The sequence below is a fragment of the Stenotrophomonas sp. 1L-E-5-B-C3 genome (assembly GCF_057292075.1).
In genome coordinates, this window is sequence record NZ_JBXAWS010000004.1 from 84,814 (window position 1) to 100,574 (window position 15,761).

General features: G+C 67.3%; 14 protein-coding genes. 7 read left to right on the plus strand and 7 right to left on the minus strand.

Features of this window, described 5'->3' with window-relative positions:
* Window positions 1-127 precede the first annotated feature (127 nt).
* Entirely contained in the window at window positions 128-2,056 is a 1,929-nt protein-coding gene (locus tag AC0Z6F_RS06855; RefSeq protein WP_485616837.1) for a DEAD/DEAH box helicase, read from the minus strand.
* A gap of 265 nt (window positions 2,057-2,321) precedes the next feature.
* On the opposite strand from AC0Z6F_RS06855, the gene AC0Z6F_RS06860 reads away from it, so the two are divergent.
* A complete protein-coding gene (locus AC0Z6F_RS06860) occupies window positions 2,322-2,543 on the plus strand; it encodes an RNA-binding S4 domain-containing protein (RefSeq protein WP_004150681.1) in 222 nt (73 codons plus the stop codon).
* A gap of 25 nt (window positions 2,544-2,568) precedes the next feature.
* On the opposite strand, the gene ubiM is transcribed toward AC0Z6F_RS06860, so the two are convergent.
* The 4 genes from ubiM to AC0Z6F_RS06880 form a co-directional block, all read right to left on the minus strand.
* Window positions 2,569-3,747 carry a 5-demethoxyubiquinol-8 5-hydroxylase UbiM gene (gene ubiM, locus AC0Z6F_RS06865; protein WP_004150679.1) on the minus strand — a complete coding sequence of 393 codons (1,179 nt, stop codon included), beginning with the start codon at window positions 3,745-3,747 and terminating at the stop codon, window positions 2,569-2,571.
* Window positions 3,748-3,827: 80 nt separating this feature from the next.
* The gene (locus AC0Z6F_RS06870; RefSeq protein ID WP_004150677.1) at window positions 3,828-4,217 is read right to left on the minus strand and encodes an MAPEG family protein; all 390 of its coding nucleotides are present in this window, start codon (window positions 4,215-4,217) and stop codon (window positions 3,828-3,830) included.
* Between the two features lie 11 nt (window positions 4,218-4,228).
* Window positions 4,229-4,774, minus strand: coding sequence for a DUF4019 domain-containing protein (locus AC0Z6F_RS06875; RefSeq protein ID WP_012510487.1), 546 nt, complete (start codon window positions 4,772-4,774; stop codon window positions 4,229-4,231).
* Between the two features lie 58 nt (window positions 4,775-4,832).
* On the minus strand, window positions 4,833-5,996 hold the full coding sequence (locus AC0Z6F_RS06880; RefSeq protein ID WP_448122725.1) for a COG3904 family protein: 1,164 nt from the start codon (window positions 5,994-5,996) through the stop codon (window positions 4,833-4,835).
* A gap of 429 nt (window positions 5,997-6,425) precedes the next feature.
* Here AC0Z6F_RS06880 and AC0Z6F_RS06885 point away from each other — a divergent pair, with 429 nt between their 5' ends.
* The 3 genes from AC0Z6F_RS06885 to AC0Z6F_RS06895 all read left to right on the plus strand — a co-directional run bounded on the left by AC0Z6F_RS06885 (window position 6,426) and on the right by AC0Z6F_RS06895 (window position 10,085).
* The gene (locus tag AC0Z6F_RS06885; RefSeq protein WP_485616839.1) at window positions 6,426-7,904 is read left to right on the plus strand and encodes an AlkA N-terminal domain-containing protein; all 1,479 of its coding nucleotides are present in this window, start codon (window positions 6,426-6,428) and stop codon (window positions 7,902-7,904) included.
* Window positions 7,901-8,392 (plus strand): methylated-DNA--[protein]-cysteine S-methyltransferase, encoded by a 492-nt coding sequence (locus tag AC0Z6F_RS06890; protein ID WP_485616840.1) that lies wholly within the window; start codon window positions 7,901-7,903, stop codon window positions 8,390-8,392. The genes AC0Z6F_RS06885 and AC0Z6F_RS06890 overlap by 4 nt, the downstream gene beginning before the upstream one ends.
* 439 nt (window positions 8,393-8,831) lie before the next feature.
* Window positions 8,832-10,085, plus strand: a complete 1,254-nt coding sequence (locus AC0Z6F_RS06895) for an alkaline phosphatase family protein (protein WP_485616841.1) — start codon at window positions 8,832-8,834, stop codon at window positions 10,083-10,085.
* A gap of 153 nt (window positions 10,086-10,238) precedes the next feature.
* Here AC0Z6F_RS06895 and AC0Z6F_RS06900 read toward each other — a convergent pair whose 3' ends face one another.
* Both AC0Z6F_RS06900 and AC0Z6F_RS06905 read right to left on the minus strand, forming a co-directional pair.
* Window positions 10,239-10,418: a 30S ribosomal protein THX gene (locus AC0Z6F_RS06900; RefSeq protein ID WP_004150462.1), complete on the minus strand. Its 180-nt coding sequence runs from the start codon at window positions 10,416-10,418 to the stop codon at window positions 10,239-10,241.
* A gap of 110 nt (window positions 10,419-10,528) precedes the next feature.
* Window positions 10,529-10,942, minus strand: a complete 414-nt coding sequence (locus AC0Z6F_RS06905; protein ID WP_008264835.1) for a MerC domain-containing protein — start codon at window positions 10,940-10,942, stop codon at window positions 10,529-10,531.
* Window positions 10,943-11,078: 136 nt separating this feature from the next.
* On the opposite strand from AC0Z6F_RS06905, the gene AC0Z6F_RS06910 reads away from it, so the two are divergent.
* The 3 genes from AC0Z6F_RS06910 (at window position 11,079) to AC0Z6F_RS06920 (ending at window position 15,752) form a co-directional block, all read left to right on the plus strand.
* Entirely contained in the window at window positions 11,079-13,283 is a 2,205-nt protein-coding gene (locus tag AC0Z6F_RS06910) for a TonB-dependent receptor (RefSeq protein WP_485616843.1), read from the plus strand.
* A 229-nt stretch (window positions 13,284-13,512) separates the two neighbouring features.
* Window positions 13,513-14,079 carry a TetR/AcrR family transcriptional regulator gene (locus AC0Z6F_RS06915; RefSeq protein WP_010483118.1) on the plus strand — a complete coding sequence of 189 codons (567 nt, stop codon included), beginning with the start codon at window positions 13,513-13,515 and terminating at the stop codon, window positions 14,077-14,079.
* Entirely contained in the window at window positions 14,079-15,752 is a 1,674-nt protein-coding gene (locus tag AC0Z6F_RS06920; protein ID WP_100468079.1) for an MFS transporter, read from the plus strand. Before AC0Z6F_RS06915 ends, AC0Z6F_RS06920 begins: the two co-directional genes overlap by 1 nt.
* Window positions 15,753-15,761 lie beyond the last annotated feature (9 nt).

The window sequence follows — 15,761 nt, forward strand, 5'->3', positions numbered from 1 at the left end:
ATTAAGTCGTTTTCGGCATAAGCGCACTGCCGGGCATAAACGACTTAATCCCTCCGTCCCCTTTTCCGGGCCGACAACGGACAACGCCAGCCCGGAGGCTGGCGTTGTTCAGGACCGCAGGTGGGGCTTAGTAGCTGCGCGGGCCGCGCGGCTTGAAGCCGTCACGACGCGGCGGGCGGCTGTCGCGGTCACCACCGCGGTCGCCACCAGGGCCACCCGGGCCACTGCGGCGAGGGCCACCCGGACCACCCGGACCACGCTTGTCGAAGCGCGGCTTGAACGGACGCGGCGCCGGGTTGATCTCTTCACCAGCCGCCAGCGGACGCATCTGCAGCTGCTGGCCGGAGACCCACACCTTCTGCAGGTGGGTCAGCACGTCCGACGGCATCTGCGCCGGCAGGTCCAGCAGCGAGAAGTCATCGTGAATGTCGATGCGGCCGATGAAACGGCTTTCCAGGCCGGCCTCGTTGGCGATGGCGCCGACGATGTTGGCCGGCTTCACGCCGTGCTGGTGGCCGACCGAAATGCGGTAGGTCTCCATGCCCTGCTCCGGTGCACCGCGCGGCGGCACATCACGGCGCGGGCGCTGCTCGAAGCCACCCTCGGCATCGTCACGACGCGGGCCACGCTCGAAGCGCGGACCACGCTCGTTGCGATCGCCACGTTCCGGGCGCTCAGTGCGCTCGAAACGCTCACGCGGCGCACGTTCTTCGCGCGGTGCACGCACCGGCGGCTGCAGCAGGAACGGGGTATCGCCCTGCATCATCTTCGCCAGCGCAGCAGCCACTTCGATGGCCGGCACGTTCTGCTCGGTCTCGAAGCGTTCCAACAGCTGGCGGTAGAAGTCCAGGCCGCCCTGGCCGAGGGTCTCGGTGATGCGCGAGGTGAACTTGTTGATGCGGTTGTCGTTGACCGCTTCCACGCTCGGCAGCTGCATTTCTTCGATCGGCTGGCGGGTAGCACGCTCGATCTGGCGCAGCATGCCCTTCTCGCGCGGGGTGGCGAACAGGATCGCCTCGCCGCTGCGGCCGGCACGGCCGGTACGGCCGATGCGGTGCACGTAGCTTTCGGTGTCGTACGGGATGTCGTAGTTCAGCACGTGGCTGATGCGTTCCACGTCCAGGCCGCGGGCAGCCACGTCGGTGGCGACCAGGATATCCAGCTTGCCTTCCTTCAGCATGGCGATGGTGCGCTCACGCTGCGCCTGCTGCATGTCACCGTTGATGGCGGCAGCGGCCAGGCCACGGGCCTGCAGCTTGCTGGCCAGTTCCTCGGTACCGGCCTTGGTGCGCGCGAAAATGATCATCGCGTCGAACGGCTCGACTTCCAGGATGCGGGTCAGCGCGTCCAGCTTGTGCATGCCGCTCACCCACCAGTAGCGCTGGCGGATGTTGGCCGAGGTGGTGGTCTTGGCCGCGATGGTCACTTCCACCGGGTCCTGCAGGTAGGTCTGCGCGATGCGGCGGATCTGCGGCGGCATCGTGGCCGAGAACAGGGCGACCTGGCGCTTGGCCGGCAGCTTCTTCAGCACGGCTTCGACGTCGTCGATGAAGCCCATGCGCAGCATTTCGTCGGCTTCGTCCAGCACCAGCGTCTTCAGCTCGGACAGGTCCAGCGTGCTGCGATCCAGGTGGTCGATGACGCGGCCGGGGGTACCGACCACGATGTGCACGCCGCGACGCAGCGCCGACAGCTGCTGGCCGTACGGCTGGCCGCCGTACACCGGCAGCACGCGGAAGCCGGGGATCTTCGAGGAATAGGACTGGAACGCCTCGGCGACCTGGATGGCCAGCTCGCGGGTCGGGGCCAGCACCAGCGCCTGCGGCTTGATCTGCTGCAGGTCGATGTTGGACAGTACCGGCAGCGCAAAGGCGGCGGTCTTGCCGGTACCGGTCTGGGCCTGGCCCAGCACGTCACGGCCTTCCAGCATCGCCGGAATGGTGGCAGCCTGGATCGGCGACGGGGTTTCGTAGCCGATGGCGGTGACCGCCTGCATGACAGACTCGGACAGGCCGAGCTGCGCGAACTGCAGCTGCGCTTGGGATTCTTGGGACATGGGGAACTCCGAAGACACTGCCGTCTTCCTGGCAGTGCGATAAAAAAGGTGATGGTCCGCGCTTTGGGCGCCCTTCTTATCGCGTGCCCTGGCGCTGCTCGGTTGGAGGAGATTTCACTCGCTCAGAGCGGAATCATACCGCATTGATCCTGAACCATGCATACAGGTTGCCGTGCGTGTGCCGTCATGCCCCGTGCTGGCGCACAATACGCGCCCTCTCCCGGCCCGGCCAGAATCCGGCGCCCCTTCCCAGGAAACCCGTTCCATGCAGATTCTCGAATTCGACCTCGACGGCGACTACGTCGAGCTCAAGCAGCTGCTCAAGCTGGCCGACCTGGTCACCAGCGGCGGCGAGGCCAAGATGGTCATCAGCGACGGCCAGGTGCTGGTCGACGGCGAGGTCGAACTGCGCAAGGCCTGCAAGATCCGCGCAGGCCAGGTGGTTGAATTCGCCGACAGCCAGATCCGCGTGCTGGCCGCCGGCTGATCTGAACGGCCTGATCTGAACCGGTTCAGGCCACGCGCTGGGTCAGGTGCGAGGCGATCAACTGCCTGAACGGTGCCACGCCCTGTGCCAGACGCAGGCCGGCCGCGCGCAGCAGCCGCGCCGGGCGGCGATCGTCGGTATACAGGCTGGCGATCGCGTTGGTGGCCTCGTACAGTGGCCGCGATGCCAGCCGATGACCGCGCTGGTAGCTGGCCAGCATGCCGGCGGCGGCGATATCGGCACCGCGACGCTGCTGTTCGACGATGCCCTGCGCCAGCCGCTGCGCGCTGGCCAGGCCCAGATTGAAGCCATGGGCGGTGACCGGATGCATGCCCACCGCGGCATCGCCGATCAACGCCGAACGCTCGCCGACAAAACGGTGCGCATAGACGCCGACCAGCGGATACGCCTGCGGCGTCGCCACCGGCTGCATGCGGCCCAGGCGGTGCTCGAAGCAACCGCTGATGGCCTCACCGAAGGCCACCTCATCCATCGCCAGCAGTTCTTCAATCTGGCGCGGCGGCAAGGTGATCACCGCAGACGCCTGGCCCTCGTTGAGCGGCAGCAGCGCCATGGTGCGGCCGTAGCCGAACCATTCCCAGGCAGTGTGGTGATGATCGCGCTCGACCTGCATGCGGCACACCAGCATCGACTTGCCGAAGTCGCGCATCTGCGCGCCGATGCCGAGCATGCGGCGGGTTGCGGAGAAGCGGCTGTCGGCGGCCACCAGCAGTCGCGCGTGCAGCGTGCTGCCGTCGTCCAGCGTGACCACATGGCCCTGCGCATCGGCCTGCACGCTCTGCACCTTGCGCCCGTCGAACAGTTCCAGTCCATCCTGGTCCTGCACGGCATCCCATGCGGCGCGGCGGATCAGATGGTTGGGTACCAGCCAGCCCAGCGGCTGGCCATCGACCTGGCCGCTGGCGAAGGTCAGCGCGAACGGCGAGCCGCCGTTCATCACCTTGGCATCGCGCAATTCGGCGACTTCGGCGTCCGGCAGGCGCTGCCACAGGCCCAGCTGTTCCATGCTCTGCCGCGAGGCATGGGTCAACGCGATCTCACGGCCATCGAAGGCAGCCTCGGCCAGTGCCTGGCGCGGCTGCACTTCGACCATGCCGACCTGCAGGCCGCTACCGGCCAGCGCACGCGCGAAGCACAGACCCGCCGGTCCGGCGCCGACCACCACCACGTCCATCCTGCGCATGCGCGCCTCCTGCCGTTGATTCAGTCGCCGCCAGCATAGCGCTGCGGACCTGAGCGGCCTTGATCTGGATCAGGCCGCAATCACAGCAGCGCGAACACCAGAGCCAGGATCGACAACAGCGACACCAGCCAGACCAGGCTGCGCACGTACGGCACGCCTGCGGCATACAACGGCAGATAGACCACCCGTGCCCAGAAGTAAGCCTGCGCCGCCAATGCGGTGGTGTCGTTGCCGCGCCCAGCCACCACCACTGCGATCGCAGCAGCGGCGAAGAACGGGAAGGTCTCCAGGAAGTTGGCCTGGGCCCGCTGCAGGCGACCGGCCAGCGGGCTGAGTGGCCTGGCTTCGCCATCACGCGCCGAGGCATTCCACTTCATTCCGCGCTCGCGGGTGACCACGGTGGAGGTAGCGAAGATGTAGACAAAGCCCAGCAGCATCGCCCAGGCCAGCATTGTCAGTTCGGTTGCCATGGTCTATCTCCTCAGGGCCCGGACGCGCGCAGGCTGTAGCCGGCCAAACGCCACACCTGGTCCTCGTCGAAACGGAACGACACCAGTTCGCGCACCGGTTGTGCGCTGTTGGCGAAACGGGTCGGGAAGCTGACGTTGATGTACAGGCCTTCGGGCACCGCAGCACCGGCGTTGTACTTGACCCGGGTGATGGTCGGCTGGCCACGGCCAGCCAGGGCGCCCAGCCGCGCACGCTCGCTGGTCAGCTGGCTGACGAAGGCCGCCTTCGGTACTGCGCGGCGCGCGACGGCCGAAGCGCCATCCCACAATTCACCTGCGCGGTTGGCATCGACCAGCTGCGCAGCCTTCACTGCGGCCGCGCCCATTTCCGCGTCCTGTTTCTGCACCTGGGCCTGCTGCGCGGCCGTCAGCGCCGGCGCGCCGGCCGTGGCCGGTTTTGCTGCTGCTGGCGACGTGGGTGCCGGGCGGGCGGGCGCCGGGGCGGGCGTGACGGGTGCAGGCGCCTGCGCCAATGCAATCAAGGGCAGCAAGGACAGCAGCAGGAGCACGCGCTTCATGGACACCGCCGGTTCTCGGGAAAGAACCGCAGTCTACGCCAGCGCAGTGACTACGCCGTCAGCGTGCCGGGGCGTTGCCTTCCACCACTGCTGCATCGACCTGTGCAGCGGGCGCGGCAGTGTTCACCGGTGCCTGTTCGGCCACCGGCGGTGGCTCCGAAGGCGCAGGCGGCAGCGTTGCTACATCGATCTCCGACAGCGGGCTTTCTTCCGGGCACACCGCATCGGGGAAGCCGAAGCGCTGCTTCAACGCCTGGCCGCAGCTGTTGATCGATTCCATGTCGGCGCCTTCGTGCTTGCACTGCTGGTCGAAGGCAATCAGGAACGCGTCCTTGCGCTGCACGAAGTCGTCACCACACGCACGCATCTGCTTGATCCGCTCCAGGTCGTCCTGCACCGCGTTGGTGCCGTCCAGGCCGTACTGGCGCAGTTCGTCCGGCGTCAGCAGGCGCAGGCTGCGATTGGGCACCGTCATCATCAGGTCGGCCACGCCTACCGCCACGCCGTTGCGCTGCAGGTAATCCTTCACGTTGTCGTAGACCTCGTGCAGCTCGCGGTTGAGCTCAGCGCGCGAGGTGGCCTTGGAACTGATGCGCATCATGCGGTGGATGCCGACCTTGCCTGACAGCAGGCGGTTGTCACCGGCGGCCAGCACGAACACGCAGGCGCTATGGCAGATCGAGCCTTCGCGCACCCAGATGGTCCAGCCCGATTCACCGATGCTGTCGCCGGCGACGATCGCCGATTCGACCTGGCCACCACTGGAGTCCAGGTCGAGGATGCGCTTGTGGATCTTCTGTTCGTCGGCGACCACGGCCAAACGCCACATCATCTCGGCAAAGCCGGGATTGATCTTGCCGGCGTAGCGCACGCGCAACAGGCCACGCTCGGCGCACGGCGCCAGCGCCTGGCTGATCTGGTCGCGTTGCAGGCCTTCCAGCTCGGTGCCGTCGCCGGCATCGCCGGCATACTCGGTGCTGCAGCTGACCCAGGCGCGGCCATTCTCCAGCTGGGCCTGCGGCCACGGCCGATCCGCCCGGCTACGCGGCGGCGCCGGCGGCGGCGGTGCATCGGCGGCATTGATCGACACCATGTTCTCGCCATCGCTGGCTGGCGCCCGCGCCGCCTTGTCGGCCGCGGTCACATTGCCCGGATTCTCCAACTGACTGCAGCCCGCCAGGGCCAGGCACAACAGGGGCAACCAGCGGAATTTGGCGGACATCGGGCAACCGGGATTCATGGGAGCAAGAGCCACAGTCTACCCGTCCACGACGCGCATTCAGCGCGTGGCACTGAACCCCTTCTGACCTTTGGGAAAGTGTGTCGACCAAGGTCGACACCTACCAACAGCAAAAGCGTGCCGACCAACGGTCGGCACCCACCAACTGCAGCGACCAACTGTCAGAGGTGGGGCGGTGTGGGCTGACAGGACCGTTGGCGCCATGGATGGCGCCATCGAGCCCCCAGGGACGGGTTTACGGCGTGTCCTGCCAGCCCACACCGCCCCGCCATCCCACGGACTGCCAGCTTTTGATTGAGACGTTGACGGTGACGTTGCGGGTGCAGGGCTGCAAGCCCTGCCAGAACCCCCTCCAGCATCCATGTCCGAATCCGGCGAGTATCGCCGCCCGCACGCGCCTAGACTGGCGCCATGGACACCGCCCTCGCCCTCGACACCGCCGCTTGCGACCGCGCCCGCCTGGCCCGCGACGCACGCTTCGACGGCGTGTTCTACACCGCCGTGCGCAGCACCGGCATCTATTGCCGCCCCGTGTGCCCGGCACCGCCACCGAAGTCGCGCAACATCACTTACTACCCGACTGCGGCCGCTGCTGCGGCAGCCGGTTACCGCCCGTGCCTGCGCTGCCGCCCCGAGCTGGCACCGCAGGCGCAGCAGGCACTGGCCGGGCAGACCGTGCAGCGCGCACTGGCCCTGATCCATGGTGGCTTCCTGCAGGAACAGCCGGTAGCCGACCTCGCAGAGAAGATCGGACTCAGCGCGCGCCAGCTGCAGCGCCTGTTCGTTGAACATCTGGGCGCAACGCCAGGGCAGATCCACGCCACCCATCGCCTGCTGCTGGCCAAGCAGCTGCTGACCGAAACCACGCTGCCGGTGACCGACGTCGCACTGGCCGCCGGCTACAACAGCCTGCGCCGTTTCAACACGGCCTTCCTGCAAGGCTGCGGCATGGCGCCGACCGCACTGCGTCGCCAGCACCAGCCGCTGGCCGCCGACGATGGCTGCCTGGTACTGCGTCTGGCATACCGGCCACCACTGGATTTCCCACGCATGCTGGCCTTCCTGCGCAAGCGCAGCCTGCCCGGCATCGAGCTGATCGGCGAAGACAGCTACCAGCGCGTGCTCGGCACACCCGAGCGCCCCACCCTGCTGCGCGTCACCGCCGACCCGAAGCGCCCGGAACTGCGCCTGCAGCTGGGCGCGGTCGATCCGCGCCTGATCCCGGACATCGTGCGCCGCGTACGTCGCGTGTTCGATCTGGACGCCGACCTGCAGCAGGTACACGCCGCGCTCGGCGAAGAGCCGCTGCTGGCGCGCGGCATTGCCGAACGTCCCGGACTGCGCGTCCCGGGCGGCTGGGATGGCTTCGAAGTGGGCGTGCGCGCGGTGCTCGGCCAACAGGTCAGCGTCGCTGCGGCCACGACCTTCGCCCGGCGGCTGGTGGATGCCTATGGCGCGCACCTGCCGGGCATGCCGCCGGAATTCGATCGCCAGTTCCCGGCGCCGGAGCTGCTGGCCGAAGCGCCGCTGGAGTCGATCGGGCTGCCACGGAGCCGCGCCGCCACCGTGCGTGCGCTTGCCGCCGCCTGTGCCAGTGGCGCGCTCGACTTCGGCCCGGGCCAGGCGCTGGAAGAGTTCGTTTCCCGCTGCGTGGCACTGCCGGGCATCGGTCCGTGGACCGCGCAGTACATCGCCTTGCGCGGGCTCGGCCAGCCCGATGCCTTCCCCGCCGGCGACCTGGTACTGCAGCAGGTGCTCGGCCATGCGCAGGGCGAGCGCCTGAGCGAACGTGCCACCGAAGCACGCTCGCAACCGTGGCGCCCCTGGCGCGCCTATGCCGTGCTGCATCTTTGGCACCTGTCCGGCACTTTCGTTGGAGAACCGACATGACCCTGTTGTTCGATCGTTTCGACAGCCCGATCGGCGTGCTGACCATCGCCGGTGACGAACGTGGTCTGTCCCACGTGCTGTTCCCGGAAAACCGCCACCCGGCACGCGGGCGCGACGACTGGCACTACGCGCCGGATGCGCTGCCGGAAGCACGCGAGCAGCTGCTGCAGTTCCTGCACGGCGAACGCAGCAGCTTCGACCTTGAACTGGCGCCACGCGGCACGCCGTTCCAGCTGCGCGTGTGGCTGGCGCTGGCGCTGATCCCGTTCGGCCAGACCTGGAGCTATCTGCAGTTGGCGCAGCATCTGGGGCAGCCCAGCGCGACCCGCGCCGTCGGCGCGGCCAATGGCCGCAATCCGCTGCCGATCATCCTCCCCTGCCATCGTGTAATCGGCAGCAACGGGGCACTGACCGGCTTCGGTGGCGGACTGGAAACCAAGGCCGCACTGCTGCGACTGGAACAACGCCAGGCATCGCTGTTCGCCTGAGAGGTAGGTTTTCCGGCAGGGCTGCGCCCTGCACCCGCCGAATCACCGTCAACGTCAACGTCAAAAGCGGGCTATCCGTGGGTTGGCAGGGCGGTGTCGGATTGCGGGGACGCCGCAAGTACGTCCTTGTAGGCTTGGCCGCGGCATCCATGCCGCGGACACCCCGCAATCCGACACCGCCCCGCCTTCGACAGGTTCACGCGGCTGCTGGTAACGGCGATTATTGGTACGCGCGGCTGTGGGTAGGTGGCGACCTTGGTCGACACGCTCCGGCCGCATCAGGGGTGGAATGAAATCGACGGGGTATGTCTGGTGAGGAGCCCCCTTCTTGTTGAAGGGGGCGCGCCGATGGCGCGGGGATAAGGAAAAATGCGCGGACACGGCGCGCGATAGCGCGCCGTGTCTTGGGGTGGTCATTGCACCGGCTTATCATGGGCGGATGACTTCCGTACGCCTGACCTGCGCGCTGGCGCTGCTGCTGCCATTGGCGGCCTGCACCACCACCGCGCCCGCCCCTTCCGCCTCCGTTCCCACTTCCGTCGCTGCGGCTGCGCCGCCGAAGCTGCTGCTGATCTCTATCGACGGCCTGCGCGCCGATGCGCTGGACCGCGGCCTGACTCCGAACCTGCAGCGACTGATCGACGGCGGCGTGCGTGCTCGCTGGATGACCCCGTCCTATCCGTCGCTGACCTTCCCCAACCACTACACCATCGTCACCGGCCTGCGCCCGGACCACCACGGCATCGTCAACAACAGCATGGACGATGCAACGCTGGGCCGGTTCGAACTGAGCAACCGTGAGGCGGTCACCACCAGCGGCTGGTGGGGCGGCGAACCGATCTGGGTCGGCGCCGAGAACGCCGGGGTGCGTTCGGCCACCACCTCGTGGCCGGGCAGTGAATCGGAAATCCGCGGTGTGCGCCCGAGCCAGTGGCGCGTGTACGACGGCAAGGAACCGCTGGAACAACGCGCGGGCACCGTGCTGGACTGGCTTGCACAGACCGATGCCGACGCACCGCGCCTGACTACGCTGTACATGGAACACGTGGACAAGGCCGGCCACAACTACGGCCCCGAATCGAAGCAGTACGCCGACGCCATCGTGCGCGCCGACCAGATCATCGGCCAGGTACTCGACGGCCTGCAGCAACGCGGCCTGGCCGCGACCACCAACGTGATCGTGGTCTCCGACCATGGCATGGCCAGCGTCCCGGTCGGCCAGGTGATCTCCACCGAATCAATGGTCGACCCGGCCATCGCACGCAACGTCAGCCAGGGCCAGTCGGTGGGTTTTGCGCCGTTGGCCGGTCACGAAGCCGCCGCCGAGCGCGCCCTGCTCGGTCGTCACGACCGGTATGAGTGCTGGAAGAAAGAGAACCTGCCGGCGCGCCTGCACTACGGCACTCACCCGCGCGTTCCCGCCATTGTCTGCGTGATGGATGAAGGCTGGGATGCCCTGCATCAGGAGAAGATCGCCAAGCGCGACCATCAGGATCGTGGCTCGCACGGCTATGACAATGCCCTGCCGTCGATGCGTGCGGTGTTCGTGGCCAGCGGCCCGTCGTTCCGCCAGGGCCTGGTGATCGACGGCTTCGACAATGTCGACGTCTACCCGCTGCTGGCGCACCTGCTGCAGGTACCGGCGGCGCCGAACGACGGGAATGCGGAGACGCTGACGAAGACGCTGCGCTGATCGTACGTCATCCGCCGTGCATGGTCCGGCGCTACCGTGCCAGCAATGGGTAGCGCCGGGCCATGCCCGGCGAACGCAGCAAGCGGAACGACGAGCACAAAAAAACGCGGCGCCAGGCGCCGCGTTTTTCTTTGAAGCGGTCGACCAGCCGGATCAGGCCTTGGCGACGGCCTTCTTCGCCACAGCCTTCTTCGCCGGAGCCTTGGCCACGGTCTTCTTGGCAACCGGGGCGGCGGCGCCTACGGCGACCTTGCTCGCGGTGTGCGAACGGGCGTTGCCGTAGCTGGCGTTGTAGCGCTTGCCCTTGGCGGTCTTGCGGTCACCCTTACCCATGTCTTCAACTCCTCAAATGTGAAATCTGGTTACCCCGTACTGACACGGGTTCGGCGGGGCCGCCTTGCTGGGCGCCCCCGCGCACGATCAGAAAGCCTATCACGGAGCGCCTAGTGCGCGCAGCTGGCGTCGTGTACGTGGCCGTGGTTGAGGCGCAGGTTGACCAGGTGCGCGACACCGACCAGCAGGCCGCCGATGGTCATCACCACCGCATGTGGCACCGCGTTGTGGTGCAGCGGGTCGTACAGCACGCCAGCCCACAACGCGACCAGGCCGGGAATCAGGAAGCCCAGCGCGCGCAGTGCGCCATGCCGGCGATAACCCCAGACCAGGCTGAACAGCCCCAGCAGGGTCACGAACACCACCAGCGCCTGCTCCACCCCATCGCTCAGCCAGAACGACAGGCCCAGCGACGGCGCCGCCGCCAGCAGCACGGGGATCACCGCGCAGTGCACCGCGCACAGCATCGAACCAGTGGCGCCGAAACGGTCAAGCAGGTGGCGCAGGCGTGAGGACAGGGACATGACTTCCAGCAGGGTCGGCGAATCGTTATGGAATAATATAACATCTGTTCCCGACCCGCACGGTTTCCCTCCCCCTGTCCCGCTGACGGGATTCGTGCGCCCAGTGATTGATACACTGTAACAAAGGACCCGCTCCATGCCCGCCCACACCCCGCGGCTCAAGCCGCATTCCCTGGCCCTGGCCCTCGCCACCCTCCTGCCGTCCGTCGCTTTTGCAGCCGGCCAGGACTCCTCGCATCGTGACCGCCACCTGACCGAACTGTCGTCGGTGCAGGTGACTGCCTCGCCGCTGCAGGGCGATGCCGAATCGCTGGCGCGCCCGGTCGATGTGCTGGCCGGTGAACGACTGGACGAGCAGAAGGCCGGCACCCTCGGCGATACCGTAGCCAAGCTGCCCGGCGTGCAGAGCACCTTCTTCGGCCCTGGCGTCGGCCGCCCGATCATCCGTGGCCAGGAAGGCCCGCGCGTGGCCGTGCTGTCCAATGGCATGGGCAACATGGATGCCTCCACCGTCAGTGCCGACCATGCCACCAGCATCGAGCCGTTCCTGGCCGACCAGATCGAAGTACTGAAGGGCCCGGCCACGCTGCTGTTCGGCAGCGGCGCCATCGGTGGCGCGGTCAATGTGGTGGATGGCCGCATCGCGCGCGAACTGCCGGAGCGCCCGCTCAGCGGCCGCGCCGAACTGCGCGGCAATTCGGTGAACAACGAGCGCAGCGGCATGTTCCGCCTCGATGGCGTCAGCGGCAATGTCGTGCTGCATGTTGACGGCCTGGTCCGCAACGGCGACGACTACCGCATTCCCGGCTATGCAGTGATCGACAGCCTTGAAGACCATCACGATCACGACCATGAGCACGCGGGCGAGGAAGGCGAAGAGCCGCGCCGCGGCCGCCTCGACAACAGCTCCATCCGCACCCGCGCCGGCGGCGTCGGCGCGACCTGGCTGGGCGACGGCGGCTACTTCGGCGTATCGGCCAGCACCTATCGCACCAACTACGGCATTCCCAATGGCGCGCACGTGCATGCCGATGGCGATGATCATGGCCATGACCACGGCCACGACCATGGCGATGAAGAGGAAGGCGGCGACGAGCATGACGTGCGCATCGACATGGTGCAGAACCGCTTCGAGACCAAGGCCGGCATCTACAACCCGGTCTCGTTCCTGAAGAACATCAACGCACGCGTGGCCTATACCGACTACGAGCACGTGGAGGTGGAAGCCGGCACGCCGTCCACCCGCTTCACCAACCGTGGCATCGAGGCGCGCTTGGAAGCCGTGCAGCAGCAGATCGGCGGCTGGGACGGCGCCTTCGGCCTGCAGTTCGGCAACAGTGATTTCGGTGCCAAGGGCGAAGAGGCGTTCGTTCCGGATACCGGCACCAGGAACATCGGCCTGTTCGTACTGCAGGAAAAACAGTTCGGCCCGTTCAAGCTGGAACTGGGCGGCCGCCACGATCAGGTCAAGCTGGACCCGACCGGTGACTATCGCCGCCGCACCTTCGGCGCCACCAACCTGTCTGCGGCCGGCATCTGGAAGCTCAACGACACCGTCGACCTGCGCATCGGCGTGGACAGCTCCGAGCGTGCACCGACCAACGAAGAGCTGTATGCCGCCGGCGCGCATATCGCCACCCGCTCGCTGGAAATCGGCGACGCCAACCTGAAGACCGAGCGCGGCCAGCGCGTAGAACTGGGTATCCACACCCACAGCGAACGCCTGGACTTCTCCGCGTCGGTCTACCAGACCAGGTTCAAGGACTTCATCTACCTGGCCGACACCGGCGTCACCGAGGGCCTGCCGGTCCGCGCCTGGACGCAGCAGGATGCGGTGTTCCGCGGTGCCGAAGCCGAAGCGCTGGTGCACCTGTTTGAAGGCGGCGCCGGTGATTGGGACCTGCGCGTGTTCGGCGACTATGTGAAGGCCAAGCTGGATGGCAGCGGCAGCCGCAACCTCGACATCGCCGTGCCGCATGGCGACCACAACCACAACTACAGCGTGGAGCTGGCCAACACCGGCTACCTGCCGCGTATCGCCCCGGCCCGCGTCGGCGCCGATCTGCGCTGGTCGAAGGACGGCTGGCGCGCCTCGGTCGGTGCGGTCCGCTACAGCCGCCAGAAGGATGTCGCCCAGAACGAAGCGCCGAGCGACGGCTACACCCTTGTCGACGCGCACCTGGCCTACCGCTGGGATCGCAACGCGAGCAACAGCTACGAGGTGTTCCTGGATGGCAGCAACCTGACCAACCGCGAAGTGCGTCCGCATACCTCGCTGCTGCGTGACTACTCGCCGCTGCCGGGCCGCGGTGTCGCATTCGGCATCCGCGCGTTCTTCTGATCGTGCCGCGGGGTCGGATCCCATTCCGCAGGAATGGGCTCTGACCCCAGCCTCAGACCACGCATGGCGTGGATCCACTGCAAGCAGATCCGATGGGGGCCTTCTGGCCCCCATCTCTCTGTGCAGCGTCCATCACGCATCCGTCACAAAGATGTGCGTACCACAACAAGCGGACAATCCCGTCACTCAATGTCTCGCCAATCGGACACTTTTGTCCGAAAATGAACCCATGACAGCCCAACGTGCCGATGCTGCTGCCCGCCGCGCCCTTATCCTCGACGCCGCCGATCATGTGTTCGGCCAACACGGTGTCACCGCCCCGCTCGACCTGGTGGTCGAACGCGCCCAGGTGGGCCGCGCCACCCTGTACCGCAACTTCCCCGACCGCACCGCGCTGATCCAGGCACTGCTGCAACGTACGGTCGATCGCATCCGGCGCCAGGTCGAGCAGCTCGGCGACCGCGACGATGCCCTGTTCGAAGTGTTCGAGGGTATGGCCCAGCGCATCATCGATTCGCCGGCACTGGCCGATTACTGGCGTGCAGTCGATTCGGACGTGCCGGCCATGCGCACCGCGCGCGAGACCGTGCGCGATCTGCTGGAAGCACCGATCGCCCGTGCCAAGGCCGCCGGACTGTGCCGTGCCGACCTGGAGAAGACGGACATTTCACTGATCTCGGGCATGCTGGGCGCAGCCCTGCGCGGCAAGACCCGCGACGAGCGCGCCCACCTTGCCGGGCGTGCCCTGCAGCTGCTGCGCGGGGGTCTCCAGGGAGCAACCAGCGAGGCCCGCTGATGGTCCAGCCGTATCTGAAGCCGGTTCCGGATTGGGAGGAGCACGAGAAGCCGACCATGCCCGGTTCGGCGTCGATGCCCTGGCACCCACCGTATCGACGTGTGGCCTACGCACTGGTGTCGCTGCTGGTGGCGATCACCGGTGGCCTCGGCAATGCGCTGGTCACCGCCAACCTGCCCTTCCTGCAGGGCCAGCTGGCACTGACCCCGACCCAGGGCAGCTGGCTGGTGGCGGCCTATGCCATGGTCAACGTCACGGCCAACCTGCTGGCCTTCAAGTTCCGCCAGCAGTACGGCATCCGCCTGTTCGCCGAGATCGGGCTGGGGCTGTACGCAGCTCTGGCCGTCCTGCATCTGTTCGTCGGCAGCTTCGAGACCACGATGCTGACCCGTGCCGCCAGCGGCTTCGCCGGCGCGGCCTGTTCGACACTGGGCACGCTGTACATGCTGCAGGCGCTGCCACGCCGATTCACCGGCAACCTGCTGGTGGTTGGCGTGGGCCTCTCGCAGCTGGCGGTGCCGATCGCCTGGATCGTCTCGCCAGGCCTGGTCGATACCGGCCAGTGGCACCAGCTGTATTCGTTCGAAGCCGGGCTGGCGCTGTGCGCGTTCGCGGCGGTGGTGGTGCTGAAGCTGCCGCCCGGCATCCAGGTGAAAGCCTTCGAGCCGCTGGACTTCCTCACCTTCGCCCTGCTCGCCCCCGCCGTCGCCCTGCTGGTGATCGTACTGGCGCAGGGCTACACCCGCTGGTGGCTCAACACACCGTGGCTGGGCTGGGCGCTGGTCGCCGCGATCGTGCTGTCCACCACCGCCTTCATCATCGAACACTACCGGCGCAATCCGCTGCTGCAGATCCGCTGGCTGTCGAAGCTGCCGGTACTGCACTTCATCGTCGGCGCGTTCCTGATCCGCTTCCTGACCACCGAACAGTCCTACGGCGTGGTCAACCTGATGCGCACACTGGGCATGGGGCCTGACCAGATGCGCCCGCTGTTCGTGGTGATCCTCGCGGGCGTGGTCACGGGCATCGCTGGTGCATCGCTGACCTTCGGCCCGAAGCGGCTGATTCCGCAGCTGCTGATGGCGATCCTGCTGCTGGGCGCTGCCGCCTTCTTCGATCAGCACCGCACCAGCATGGATCGGCCGCACGATTTCTACGTCAGCCAGTTCCTGGCTTCGGTGGGTGCCGGCATGTTCATGGGCCCTCTGATCATGCTCGGCATTTCCGCCGCGCTGAAGCAGGGTGTGGACCACATGATCACCTTTCTGGTGACGCTGTCGATCACCCAGACGCTGGGCGGCCTGGCCGGTTCGGCGGTGCTGGGTACCTTCCAGCTGCACCGCGAGCAGCTGTACTCCAGCGCGTTGACCAGCCAGCTCGACCCGGCCGACCCGGTGGTGGCGCAGCGCCTGCGCATCCAGCAACAACTGTACAGCGCACAGATCACCGACCCGGTGCTGCGCAGTGCGCAGGGCAGCGCGCAGCTGGCGCAGACCACGCGCCGCGAAGCCAACGTGCGTGGCTTCAATGATGTGTTCACGCTGAGCGGTTGGCTGGCGATCGGCTTCCTGGGCTGGTTGCTGCTGCTGTCGCTGCGCACCGCCGTGCTCAAGCAATGGCGCAAGCGCCACCCCACTTCCCCCGCTGCGGCCACGCCGGCCGCACCCCGCTGAGTCCTCTTC